At 64.9% G+C, this 12,208-nt stretch carries 13 protein-coding genes and 1 pseudogene; 12 read left to right on the top strand and 2 right to left on the bottom strand.

Annotated elements, in window-relative coordinates; genetic code table 11:
- The first annotated feature begins 1 nt into the window (after position 1).
- Positions 2–325 carry a low molecular weight protein tyrosine phosphatase family protein gene (locus X727_RS146770; protein ID WP_023702417.1) on the top strand — a complete coding sequence of 108 codons (324 nt, stop codon included), beginning with the start codon at positions 2–4 and terminating at the stop codon, positions 323–325.
- Positions 326–513: 188 nt separating this feature from the next.
- A pseudogene (locus X727_RS1000000169080) lies at positions 514–648 on the top strand (transporter); the annotation flags it as partial.
- 79 nt (positions 649–727) lie between these two features.
- Here X727_RS1000000169080 and X727_RS146780 read toward each other — a convergent pair.
- Positions 728–913, bottom strand: a complete 186-nt coding sequence (locus X727_RS146780; protein WP_023687558.1) for a hypothetical protein — start codon at positions 911–913, stop codon at positions 728–730.
- 173 nt (positions 914–1,086) lie between these two features.
- Between X727_RS146780 and rsmI the strand changes: the two genes are divergently transcribed.
- The gene (gene rsmI / locus X727_RS146785; RefSeq protein WP_023752806.1) at positions 1,087–1,995 is read left to right on the top strand and encodes a 16S rRNA (cytidine(1402)-2'-O)-methyltransferase; all 909 of its coding nucleotides are present in this window, start codon (positions 1,087–1,089) and stop codon (positions 1,993–1,995) included.
- Positions 1,988–2,365: a YraN family protein gene (locus X727_RS146790; protein WP_023698068.1), complete on the top strand. Its 378-nt coding sequence runs from the start codon at positions 1,988–1,990 to the stop codon at positions 2,363–2,365. The genes rsmI and X727_RS146790 overlap by 8 nt, the downstream gene beginning before the upstream one ends.
- 176 nt (positions 2,366–2,541) lie before the next feature.
- Here X727_RS146790 and X727_RS146795 read toward each other — a convergent pair whose 3' ends face one another.
- Complete coding sequence (locus X727_RS146795) at positions 2,542–3,348, bottom strand: undecaprenyl-diphosphate phosphatase (RefSeq protein WP_023834555.1); 807 nt, start codon at positions 3,346–3,348, stop codon at positions 2,542–2,544.
- Between the two features lie 171 nt (positions 3,349–3,519).
- Here X727_RS146795 and X727_RS146800 point away from each other — a divergent pair, with 171 nt between their 5' ends.
- From X727_RS146800 to X727_RS146835, 8 genes are all read left to right on the top strand, one after another.
- Positions 3,520–4,212, top strand: a complete 693-nt coding sequence (locus X727_RS146800) for a glutathione S-transferase family protein (protein ID WP_023672063.1) — start codon at positions 3,520–3,522, stop codon at positions 4,210–4,212.
- On the top strand, positions 4,193–5,347 hold the full coding sequence (queG, locus tag X727_RS146805) for a tRNA epoxyqueuosine(34) reductase QueG (RefSeq protein WP_023834554.1): 1,155 nt from the start codon (positions 4,193–4,195) through the stop codon (positions 5,345–5,347). Before X727_RS146800 ends, queG begins: the two co-directional genes overlap by 20 nt.
- Positions 5,344–6,273: an SDR family oxidoreductase gene (locus tag X727_RS146810; RefSeq protein WP_023710340.1), complete on the top strand. Its 930-nt coding sequence runs from the start codon at positions 5,344–5,346 to the stop codon at positions 6,271–6,273. The genes queG and X727_RS146810 overlap by 4 nt, the downstream gene beginning before the upstream one ends.
- Positions 6,274–6,307: 34 nt before the next feature.
- The gene (gene mepA, locus X727_RS146815) at positions 6,308–7,402 is read left to right on the top strand and encodes a penicillin-insensitive murein endopeptidase (RefSeq protein ID WP_023834553.1); all 1,095 of its coding nucleotides are present in this window, start codon (positions 6,308–6,310) and stop codon (positions 7,400–7,402) included.
- Between the two features lie 182 nt (positions 7,403–7,584).
- Complete coding sequence (locus tag X727_RS146820) at positions 7,585–8,604, top strand: glucokinase (protein WP_023834552.1); 1,020 nt, start codon at positions 7,585–7,587, stop codon at positions 8,602–8,604.
- 278 nt (positions 8,605–8,882) lie between these two features.
- Positions 8,883–10,742 carry an ABC transporter ATP-binding protein gene (locus tag X727_RS146825; RefSeq protein WP_023755929.1) on the top strand — a complete coding sequence of 620 codons (1,860 nt, stop codon included), beginning with the start codon at positions 8,883–8,885 and terminating at the stop codon, positions 10,740–10,742.
- Positions 10,739–11,560, top strand: coding sequence for a 4-hydroxy-tetrahydrodipicolinate reductase (gene dapB / locus X727_RS146830; protein WP_023698074.1), 822 nt, complete (start codon positions 10,739–10,741; stop codon positions 11,558–11,560). The genes X727_RS146825 and dapB overlap by 4 nt, the downstream gene beginning before the upstream one ends.
- 27 nt (positions 11,561–11,587) lie before the next feature.
- Positions 11,588–12,208, top strand: coding sequence for a 2,3-bisphosphoglycerate-dependent phosphoglycerate mutase (locus tag X727_RS146835; protein WP_023834551.1), 621 nt, complete (start codon positions 11,588–11,590; stop codon positions 12,206–12,208).

Below are 12,208 nucleotides of genomic sequence, written 5' to 3'. Positions count from 1 at the left end.
GATGAAGAACGTGCTGTTCGTCTGCAGCCAGAACCGCTTGCGCAGCCCGACCGCCGAGCAGGTGTTCTCCAAACGTAGGGATATCGAGGTCGCGTCGGCCGGCACCAACCACGACGCCCATACGCCGCTGACGCATGAGCTGGTCGCCTGGGCCGACATCGTCTTCGTGATGGAAAAGGCGCACCGCACCAAGCTGCAGAAGAAATTCAAGGAGAGCCTGAAGAAGGCCCGCGTCATCTGCCTCGACATCCCGGATGATTACGGATTCATGGATCCGGAGTTGGTGCGATTGCTGGAGGTGAGGGTGACGCGATACCTGGGCTGACTGATGTGGTTGGGGCGTTCCACGCCCGCGTTCGCCATCCTCGGGCTTCACCCGGGATTTGCCGCGAGGTTAAGGCGCTGCAGCGGTTCAGAATTCTGCGCCGCTGCATCCTTCGGCAGAGGTCACGGAATGGATCATAGGGTCTGCGCCGCGTCACTTCGCTCCTTGCTTCGCCCTAGGATGACGATGTTGCACCGATCGACAAACTAAGCGTCGTGCTTGAAGCGGCGCTTGCTGCGGTGTTTCTCGGCATGCGCCTCTCCGGTCCGGGCCGGCTTGGCGTCGCTCTTGTCCCGGCGGACGCTGTTCTGGTCGTTCATCGGATGCGGCGGCGCGCCTTCGCGGGCGCTCTTCGTTTCAAGACGGGTGATGAAGATATCGAAACGATTGGGCATCGTACGGTCAGTGCTCCGTCGTGCTGTCCGGTTTGTTGTCCGAAAGCCTGACATTCGTCGGCAAGGCGGTGGCCGCCCGACTGGCCAGGCCGGTGTCGCTTTCGGCGAGCGCACGCTTGCCCTTTCGCGCAGTGAAGCGCTTGCGCTCGGCATAATAGGGCTCGAAAACGTCCTGCAATTCCAGGCTGTCCATCCTGTCCTCCTCCTCAAGAGACTCAGGTATTCAATCCGCCAGCCACGCTTTCGTTCCCCACTGTGGCAAAGACATGGCCGCCGGGTTACATCGGCGTCAGGTTTGGCTCGATGTTCGGGAGTTTTGCAACCCGGCGCGCGCCGTGCCAAACAGGGCGAAATGGAGAGACCCCGGTGACCGGCGAGAAGCGCAGCTATGTGATCGGGCAGACCGAGATCGCGGTCCGGTCGCTGGCGCCGGCGCTGTATCTGGTGGCGACGCCGATCGGCAACCTCTCCGACATCACGCTGCGCGCGCTGGAGACGCTCGCCGCCGCCGACATCGTCGCCTGCGAGGACACTCGCGTCTCGCGCGTGTTGCTCGATCGCTACGGCATCCGGCGGCGCACCACCGCTTATCACGAGCACAACGCCGGCGAGGCCGGGCCGAAGCTGATCGCGGCACTCGAGGCCGGGCAGAGCGTGGCGCTGATTTCGGATGCCGGCACGCCGCTGATCTCCGACCCAGGCTACCGGCTGGTCGGCGAAGCGCTGGAGCGCGGCCTGCGCGTGGTGCCGATCCCCGGCCCATCGGCGCCGCTGGCGGCGCTGACGGCGTCGGGCCTGCCGTCCGACGCCTTCCTGTTTGCCGGGTTTCTGCCGGTGAAATCAGGGCAGCGGATGACAAAGCTGGAAACGTTCAGGGCGGTGCCGGCAACGCTGATCTTCTTCGAGTCGCCACGCCGGCTGGCCGAAACGCTGGTCGCCATGGTCGAGGCGTTGGGCGGCGCGCGCAAGGCCGCCATCGGCCGCGAGCTGACCAAGACTTTCGAAGAGATGCGGACGGGAACGCTGCAGGCGCTGGCCGATCATTATGCGGCGGCCGATACGCCGAAGGGCGAAATCGTCATCTGCGTCGGGCCCGCCGAGATCAAGGCCGACCAACCCGCCGACATCGACAGGCTGCTGCTGTCGCTGGCCGCCGAAATGCCGGCGTCCAAGGCGGCGGCGGAGGCGGCGAAGATGACCGGCGGGCAGAAGCAGGCGCTTTACCGGCGGCTGCTGGAACTCAGGGATGCGGTTGGAGAAGGCGAAGGTGGCTGAGCGCCCGGCCGCCAGCCGCCAAAAAGCCTATCGGCGCGGCCATCGCGGCGAGTGGCTGGCGGCAGCGGCGCTGATGCTGAAAGGTTATCGCATCCTCGCCCGCCGGCATCGCACCCGCTTCGGCGAGATCGACCTGATCGCCAGGCGCGGCGACCTGGTGCTGTTCGTCGAGGTCAAGGCGCGGCGCACGCTGATGGAAGCGATGGAGGCGATCGGCCACGAATCGGAGCGCCGCATCGAGGGCGCCGCCGACATCTGGCTGTCGCGGCAGCCGGACTACGGCAGATTGTCGATGCGCTTCGACATGATCGCGGTGCTGCCCTGGCGCTGGCCGGTGCATGTCGAGAACGCGTTTTTTGGGAGGAGTTAGCGGCCTTTACCCTCCCCCTTGTGGGGAGGGTCGGTGAGCAAGCGACCCGAAGCGTCGTTGGCGAAACGGGGCGGGGGCGTGGCGCCCCCACCCCGATCCGCTTTGCAGATCGACTGACCGGGGCGAGCCGCCTGTCTCGCCCGTCCTTCGGACCCCCACAAGGGGGAGGGTAAAGCTCACCCCCAAATGAAAAGCGCCACCAACCCAACCGCTCCCACCACCAGGCGCCACCAGCCGAACAGCGAATAGCCGTTGCGCGAGACGTAATCGAGCAGGAAGCGGACGACGATCAGCGCGGTAAGGAAGGCGGCGATGAAGCCGATAGCGATGATCGGCAGGTCGGCGCTGCTCAGCACGTTGCGGTTCTTGAACAGATCGAAGGCGAAGGCGCCGACCATGGTCGGGATGGCGAGGAAGAAGGAGAATTCCGCCGCCGCGCGCTTGTCGACGCCCAGCAGCAGCGCGCCGACGATGGTCGAACCGGAGCGCGACGTGCCGGGGATCAGCGACAGGCACTGGAACAGGCCGATCTGCAAATAAAGCCTTGTCGGGAAGCGCTCGACATCGCGATAGACCGGCTGCAGCTTCATGCGGTCGACGACCAACAGCACGACGCCGCCGACGATCAGCATGATGCAGATCAGTCTTGGCGATTCGAACAGCACCGTCTTGATGAAATCATGCGCCAGCGCGCCGATGATGGCGGCCGGCAGGAAGGCAATCAGGATGCCGATGACGAAATGCCGCGTCAGCCGATCATGCGGCAGGTCGAGCAGCATCTGCCACAGGCGGCGGAAATAGACGCTGAGGATCGCCAGGATGGCGCCCAGCTGGATCAGGATCTCAAAGGCCTTGCCGGTGGAATGGAAGCCGAGGAAATGGCCGGCGAGCAGGATATGGCCGGTCGAGGAGACCGGGATGAACTCGGTCAGCCCCTCCAGCAGGCCGAGCAGCAGGGCTTCGACAATGGTATGGCTATCCATATGGCAACCTCGGCATTCAAGGGACGGAAGGAAACGGCTGGCAAAAGGGCTTGCTTGTCACGGCGCGGAAGTCCCCCTATAGGTCGCAGCACCGTGACGGCCGCATGACGGGCCGCCAAGACTTACCGGTGCGGACGGCGATTCGCCAGTGCGCCTTAATATCGCGGAATCATGCTGACGCTTTTCCATCACCCGATGTTCGCCACCTGCCGCTTCGTGCGCCTCGCCTTCGGCGAATATGGCGAGGAGCTGGCGCTGATCGAGGAAAAACCGTGGACGCGGCGCAAGGAGTTTCTGGCGCTGAACCCCGCCGGCACCTTGCCTATCCTGCTGGCCGAAGGCGACGTGCCGATCGTCGGCGCCATGGTGATCGCTGAATATCTCGACGAAACACGTGGTGTCCTGAAGCGCGACAAGCGCCTGTTTGCCGAAGACCCGATGCAGCGCGCCGAAATCCGCCGCCTGACCGACTGGTATCTCAACAAGGCCGAGAGCGAAGTGACCCGGCATCTGGTGCGCGAGCGCGTGCTGAAGCCGGTGATGCCGGAAACGGCGGGCGGCGGTTCCCCCGATTCGGCGGCGATCCGCGCGGCGCGCGCCAACATTCGCCAGCACATGAAGTACACCAACTGGCTGGCCGGCACCCGTCATTGGCTGGCCGGCAGCAAGGTCACCTATGCCGACCTGGCGGCAGCGGCGACGCTGTCGGTGCTGGATTATCTCGGCGAGATCGATTGGCGCGAGCATGCCGCGGCGCGCGAATGGTACACGCGGGTGAAATCGCGGCCGTCGTTCCGGCCGCTGCTCTCCGACCGGGTTCGCGGCCTGTCGCCGGTTTCGCATTATGCGGACCTCGACTTCTAGAAGCCAAACCCTGCGCGCGCTGATCGACGCCGAGGCGCGGCGCGCCGGCTTCGATGCAGTTGCCGTCACCACGCCTGACGCGATCCCGCTGGCGCCGGCCAGATTGGCAGAATTCGTCGCCGATGGTTTTCACGGTTCGATGGCGTGGATTGCGGAGACGCTCCAACGCCGCAGCGAGCCTTCGACGCTGTGGCCCGAGGTGCGCTCGATCATCGTGCTGGCAATGAATTACGGCCCCGACCACGATCCGCGTGCGCTGCAGGCAAGACGCGACCGCGGCGCGATCTCGGTCTATGCGCAAAACCGCGACTATCACGAGGTGATGAAGGGCCGGCTGAAGGAGATCGCCGGCAAGATCGTCGCGCGGGCCGGCGGCGACGTGAAGGTTTTCGTCGATACGGCGCCGGTTATGGAAAAGCCGCTGGCTGAGGCCGCCGGGCTCGGCTGGCAAGGCAAGCACACCAATCTGGTCAGCCGCGAGCACGGCTCCTGGCTGTTTCTCGGAACTATCTTCACCACGGCGGAGCTCACGCCCGATGCGACCGAGGTAGACCATTGCGGCTCCTGCCGCGCCTGCCTCGACGCCTGCCCGACCGATGCCTTTCCGGCGCCCTACCGGCTCGATGCCAGGCGCTGCATCTCCTACCTGACCATCGAGAACAAGGGGCCGATCCCGCAAGAATTCCGCGAAAAGATCGGCAACCGCATCTATGGCTGCGACGATTGCCTTGCCGCCTGCCCGTGGAACAAGTTTGCCCGCGCCGCTTCGGAAGCCAAGCTTGCTGCCCGCGACGAACTGCGCGAGCCGCCGCTGGGCGAGCTGTTGCAGCTGGACGACACGGCGTTCCGGACCTTTTTCTCCGGCTCGCCGATCAAGCGCATCGGCCGCGACCGCTTTGTCCGCAATGTGCTGGTTGCCGCCGGCAATTCCGGCGATACTTTGCTGGCTGACCCTGTTCGCGCCCTCCTCGGCGACGCCTCGCCGCTGGTGCGCGGCGCGGCGATCTGGGCGCTGGCGCGGCTGGTGCCGGCCGCCGAATTCAACAGGCAGGCGGCGATCTACTCGAACACTGAAACCGACACGACAGTGCGGGGCGAATGGCTGTCCGCATTGCCAATTGAGGCGCACGCATGAGCGAAAAACAGGTTTTTATCTTCGGCGCCGGCTATTCGGGCAAAGCCTTTGCACGGGCCAATGCGGAGGCGATTACGATCTTCGGCACCACGCGCTCGGCCGAGAAATTCGAGGCATTGCGTCAGGCCGGCATCGCGCCGCTGCTGTTTCACGGCGCCCTGACACCTGAAATCGGCGAAACGCTGGAGACCACCACCCATCTTGTCATCTCCGTAGCCCCGGAGGAGGCCGGCGACCCTGTGCTTCTCGCCGCGCGCAAGGCGATCGAGGCGATGCCGGCGCTTCGTTGGATCGGCTATCTCTCGACCGTCGGCGTCTATGGCAATTATGACGGTGCCTGGGTCGATGAAACGGCCGAATGCCGGCCGGTGTCGAAACGCTCGTCGATGCGAGTGGCGGCCGAGCGGGGCTGGCTGCAGCTTGGACTCGAGACCGGCAAGCCGGTGGCCATCCTGCGGCTTTCCGGCATTTATGGGCCGGGTCGCAACGCGCTGGTCAATCTGGAAAACGGCACGGCCAGGCGGCTGGTCAAGCCCGACCAGGTGTTCAACCGCATCCATTGCGACGACATCGCCGGCGCGCTCTGGCACCTCATCGGTGGCAATAGAGGCGGCATTTTCAACATCACCGATGACGAGCCGGCGCCGCCGCAGGATGTCGTCACCTATGCCGCTTCGCTGATGGGCGTCGAGCCGCCGCCGGAGATTCCTTTCGAGACCGCCCAACTTTCGCCCATGGCGCGGTCCTTCTATGGCGAGAACAAGCGCGTCGCCAACGCCGCGATCAAGGCAGCGGGCTACCGGTTCCGCTATCCGGACTACCGCCAGGCGTTCGATCGGATGTGGGCCGACGGCAGCTGGCGCGACGGCGAGCCGCGCAGCCCGATGAAGGTAGATAATCGAAACGCGAGCCCGAGGGTGATATGATTCGATTGTGTTGCGGACTTTTGCAGTGGGGTTCATGACGATTTCGATGCGATCCTTGACCGGCAGACGGCCGTTCCTGACGGCGGCGCTGGCGATCGTGGCGATGGCCGGGCTGGTGGCGGGCGCAATCACGGCCGAGCCACGGGCAAAAGACCTGTTCGGCGCCAAGAAGCTGCCGGCGGTGGCTGCGGCGCAATCCTTCGGCTTCTATTCAAAGGGCTGCTTCACCGGCGGCGTCGCCATTCCGATGGACGGCCAGAACTGGGAGGTGATGCGTCCCTCGCGCAACCGGCGCTGGGGTCATCCAACGATGATCGCGCTGATCGAGAAGCTGTCGCGCGATGCCGCCGCCGACGGCTGGCCGGGGCTGTTGATCGGCGACATTTCGCAGCCGCGCGGCGGCCCGATGCTGACCGGGCACGCCTCGCACCAGATCGGCCTCGACGCCGACATCTGGCTGACGCCGATGCCCGACCGCAAGCTTACGACCCAGGAGCGCGAAAACATCAGCGCCACGCTGATGGTCGACGACAAGACGCATCTGGTGAAGGACAGGCTGTGGAAGCCGATACATACCAAGCTGTTGAAGCGCGCCGCGAGCTATCCGGAAGTCGAGCGCATCCTGGTCAATCCAGGCATCAAGAAGAAGCTGTGCGACACCGTCACCGGCGACCGTACCTGGCTGAGAAAAATCCGGCCGTTCTGGGGCCATGACTATCATTTCCACATCCGCATCGGCTGCCAGCCGGGTTCGCCCAACTGCAAGGGACAGGAAGCGACGCCCGACGATGACGGCTGCGGCAAGCCGCTGGCCTGGTGGTTTACCGAGGAGCCGTGGCGCCCCAACAAGAACCCGGATGCGCCCAAGGCGCGCGACCTGATGACGATGGCGAACCTGCCGAAACAATGCCAGTTCGTGCTCGACCAGCCCGACGCGGACTCGGCCGAAGCCGTCACCTATCGCGGCGGCGGCGTGCCGATCGCCGCCAGGGCGCCGGAACCCGACGCGCCTCCGCCTATTGCGGGCAATGCGGGCGGCTTGCCTGGCGCAGCCAACGCCTTCACCGCCACGCCGGAGATCGGCATTCCCCTGCCGAGGCGACGGCCGCCGGCAAACGTCGGACAGTGATGGCGAACTGACGCTTTCCCTTTCCGGGGCCATGCGCTAGTCAATCGATTGAACACCGGGCGATTGAACACCGGGCGATTGAACACCGGGCGATTGAACACCGGGCGATTGAACACCGGGCGATTGAAAAACCGGGCGATTGAAACGGTCGCAACGGCGCCGCAAAGGGGACGAGCAAGAGCATGTCAGGCGACGACGACACCGCGTTGCGGTTTCCAGTGCTGATCGGCGACATCGGCGGCACCAATGCGCGCTTTTCGATCGTGCTCGACGCAAATTCGGAAGCCGGTGAGCCGCATATCGTGCAAACCGCCAATTTCGCCACCATAGACGAGGCGATCCAGGCGGCGGTGCTCGACCGGTCGTCCATCCGGCCGAATTCGGCAGTGCTGGCGATCGCCGGACCAGTCGATGGCGACGAGATCCCGCTTACCAACTGTCCCTGGGTGGTGAAGCCGAAGCAGATGTTTGCCAATCTGGGCCTGGGCGACATCGTCGTGCTCAACGATTTCGAGGCGCAGGCGCTGGCCGTCGTGGCGCTCGGCGAAGAGCATATGGAAAAGATCGGCGGCGGCACGCCGGAGGAGAATGCCGGACGCGTCGTGCTCGGCCCCGGCACCGGCCTCGGCGTCGCCGGGTTGGTTCATGCCCTCCACCACTGGATCCCGGTGCCTGGCGAAGGCGGCCATATGGATATCGGTCCGCGGACGCCGCGCGATTTCGAGGTGTTCCCGCATATCGAAAAGCTGGACGGCCGCATTTCGGGCGAGCAGATCCTGTGCGGGCGCGGTCTGGTCAATGTCTACCGGGCGGTCGCCAAGGCCGACGGCAAGCCGGCGCCGTTCACCACGCCGGCCGAAATCACCGGGGCGGCGCTGGCCAAGACCGACCCGGTTGCCGAGGAAGCGCTGGCGCTGTTCGTCACCTGCCTCGGCCGCACCGCCGGCGACCTCGCGCTGGTGTTCATGAGCCGCGGCGGCGTGTTTTTGACCGGCGGCATCGCGCAGAAGATCGTTCCGGCACTGAAGGAAGGCAATTTCCGTGCCGCCTTCGAGGACAAGGCGCCGCACAGCGCGCTGATGGCCTCGATGCCGGTCTATGTCATCACCCACCCGCTGGCAGCGCTTCTGGGCCTTGCCGCCTATGCCCGCAACCCGTCGCTGTTCGGCGTCCAGACCGCGGGGCGGCGCTGGCGCACGTAATCCATTTCGTCCCGAACATGGGTCTGTTCCTGGAAATGGCTGCCGCTTTCGTGACCCTGACCTCGAGCCGCGACGAAGTTTCGCCATAGGCAAGCCGTAGCCGGGGCGCTAAGAGGGGGCCGAATTCCAGCCTGGCATCCCTAGATGCCGGTTGATTTCAGATCGAATCGACCTGAAATCATCCGGCTCTAAATCAAAGAGATAGAGCATGATGTCGTCCGAAAACCGCTTCACACTTCTCGGCATCATGCTCTAGCAAACCACGAAGCGCCCGCGATTTGACCGCTCAAAGTCCACTCAAACTGAAAGTCCAGCCAGCTGAGGTCACTGCGGTGCTGCGCCGCATCCTGGCCGAAAACGGTAGTGAATATCGCTGGACCTATGTCGTTGCCGTCGGCTGCCTGCTGATTGTTTCCGCCACCACCGCCTTCACGGCGTGGATCATGGCCCCGATGATCAACGAGATCTTCTACGAACGACGCGGCGACATGATCGTCTGGATCTGCGCCGGGTTCATGGCCGCCTCCGTGCTGCGCGGCTTCGCCGGTTACGGCCAGGCGGTCGCGTTGGCCAAGATCGGCAACAATCTGGTCGCCCGCTACCAGAAGCGCAGCTTCGACCACCTGATGAAGCTCGGCGTCGACTTCTTCAACGATACGCGTTCCGGTCGGCTGGCGGCACAGGTCAACGAGAATGTCGGCGGCGTTCGCGATCTGCTGTCGCTGACGCTGACCTCCATCAGCCGCGACGCGGTCTCGCTGATCGCCCTCGTTGGCGTCATGATCTACCAGGATCCGGTGTTGTCGCTCAGCTCGCTGCTGATCGGGCCGCCGCTGATCTGGGCCGTCGTCTACATCACCCGCCGATTGCGGCGCATCAACCGGGAATCGGTGCTGATCAACTCGCGGCTGAACGGGTCCGTACAGGAGGCCACGCAAGGCATCGCCATCGTCAAGGCCTTCACCCTGGAAGCCGAGCTGGCGCGCCGGATCGGCATCATGGCCGATAAGGCCGAGCAACGTAACAACAAGATCGCCCGGGTCGCGGAGCGGCTGTCGCCGATTTCCGAGATTTTGGGCGGTCTCGCCATTACCTCTGTCCTTGCCTATTCCGGCTACCGGGCGCTGGTGCTCGGACAACCACCAGGCGCTGTGTTTTCCTTCATCACCGCGCTGATCATGGCCTACGATCCGGCACGGCGCCTGGCTCGTACGCAGGTCGGTATGGAACGTGCCCTGGTCAACGCCCGGATGATTTACGAGCTGCTCGACCTGGAGCCTAAACAGGGCGATGCGCCCGACGCGGTCGAAGCCAGGATCACCACCGGCGAGGTTCGCTTCGACAATGTGACGTTCGGCTACAGCGCCGACATGCCGGTGATCAGGAACCTGAGTTTCACCGCCGCGGCCGGCAAGGTTACGGCGGTGGTCGGGGCCTCGGGCGCCGGCAAGACGACGCTCGTGGCGCTGCTGCAGCGCTTCTACGATGTCGACAAGGGTTCGATCGAGATCGATGGCCAGGACATTTCCAAAGTCACCAAGCACTCGCTGCGCGGCTCGATCGCCTATGTCTCGCAGGCGCCCTATCTGTTCGAAGGCAGCATACGCGACAACATCCGTTTCGGCCGGCTTTCGGCGACCGACGCCGAGATCGAGCGGGCGGCGGTGCTGGCGGCGGCCGACGAGTTCATCCGTCAGCAGCCGCAGGGCTACGACACGCCCGTCGGCGAGGGCGGCTCGACACTTTCCGGCGGCCAGCGCCAGCGCGTCTCGATTGCGCGGGCGATCGTGCGCAACGCGCCGATCCTTTTGCTCGACGAAGCGACCTCGGCGCTCGACAACGAGGCCGAGGCGCGCGTCCAGGAGGCGCTGACCCATGTGATGGAAGGGCGCACCACCATCGTGATAGCGCACCGCCTGTCGACGGTCGTCAACGCCGACCACATTATCGTGCTTGAAGAGGGCCGCCTGGTCGAGGAAGGCACCCATGCCGCACTGATGGCCGATCCAAACAGTGTCTACGCCCGCTTCCACCGCATTCAAGGCAAGAACGGACTGGGGCTTGTCGACGACTCCAAGCCCGTCCAAACTCCGGTCCGGCGCAGCCGCGCCAAGAAGGCGGTGGGGAGAACAGCATGAGCGAATCCGGCGAAATGGGCCTGGTGGTGGTGGGGGCGGCCGGCCGCATGGGCCAGACGCTGATCCGCGCCATCCATTCGATCCCCGGCGCCCGCGTCGTCGGCGCGGTCGAACGAGCCGGATCGCCCTATCTCGGCAGGGATGCGGGCGAGCTTGCCGGCATCGGCATCATCAATGTGACGATCGGGGACGATCCGCTGCCGGTGTTCGCCAAGGCCGACGGCGTGCTTGATTTCACCATGCCGGCAGCCACCGTCGAATTCGCAGGCTATGCCGCGCAGGCACGCATTGCCCATGTCATCGGCACCACCGGCTGCTCGGCGGAAGACGACGCTAGGATCGAAGCGGCGGCGCGCCACGCGACGATCGTCAAATCCGGTAATATGAGCCTCGGCGTCAATCTTCTGGCGGTGCTGGTCGAGCAGGCCGCGCGCGCGCTCGGTCCAGAGGATTTCGACATCGAGATCCTCGAAATGCATCACAAGCACAAGGTCGACGCGCCCTCGGGCACCGCCTTGCTGCTCGGCGAAGCGGCGGCGGCGGGACGCGGCATTTCCCTTGCCGGCAACGATGTGCGGTCACGCGATGGCCATACCGGCGTGCGCAAGCCAGGAACGATCGGCTTTGCCAGCTTGCGCGGTGGCTCGGTGGTCGGCGACCACAGCGTCATCCTGGCCGGGACCGGCGAGCGCATCACGCTGTCGCACCATGCCGAGGACCGCGCCATCTTTGCCCGCGGCGCGGTCAAGGCCGCGCTCTGGGCGCGCGGTAAAAAGCCTGGACTTTATTCCATGCGGGACGTGCTCGGCTTGAGCTAAACTATCCATAATTTTGAAGGAGCAAACATGTCGGGAACTCTCGTGCTCGTGCGCCACGGCCAGAGCGAATGGAACCTGAAGAACCTGTTCACCGGCTGGCGCGATGTCGACCTTACCGAGCAGGGCCACAAGGAGGCCAAGGAAGCCGGCCAGAAGCTCAAGGCACGCGGCTTGAAATTCGACATTGCCTTCACCTCGGCGCTGATGCGGGCGCAGAAGACCTGCCAGCACATTCTCGACGCGGTCGGCCAGAGCGATTTGAAGACGATCCGCGACCAGGCGCTGAACGAGCGCGACTATGGCGATCTCTCCGGCCTCAACAAGGACGACGCGCGCCAGAAGTGGGGCGAGGAGCAGGTGCACATCTGGCGCCGCTCCTACGACGTGCCGCCGCCCGGCGGCGAAAGCCTGAAGGACACCGGCGCCCGCGTCTGGCCCTATTACCTGCACGACATGCAGTCGCATGTTCTGAAAGGCGGCACCGTGCTGGTCGCCGCGCATGGCAATTCGCTGCGCGCGCTGATCATGGCGCTGGACGGCAAGAGCGGCGAGGAGATCGTCAAGCTCGAGCTCGGCACCGGCGTGCCGGTGATCTACAAGCTCAACGCCGATTCCACTGTGGCGTCGAAGGACGTGCTGGAGGGGTGA

It is taken from the genome of Mesorhizobium sp. L103C105A0 (assembly GCF_000502215.1).
Taxonomy (GTDB): domain Bacteria; phylum Pseudomonadota; class Alphaproteobacteria; order Rhizobiales; family Rhizobiaceae; genus Mesorhizobium.
The sequence above is the reverse complement of the archived record's forward strand: the minus strand, read 5'-3'. Positions and strand labels throughout refer to the sequence as shown.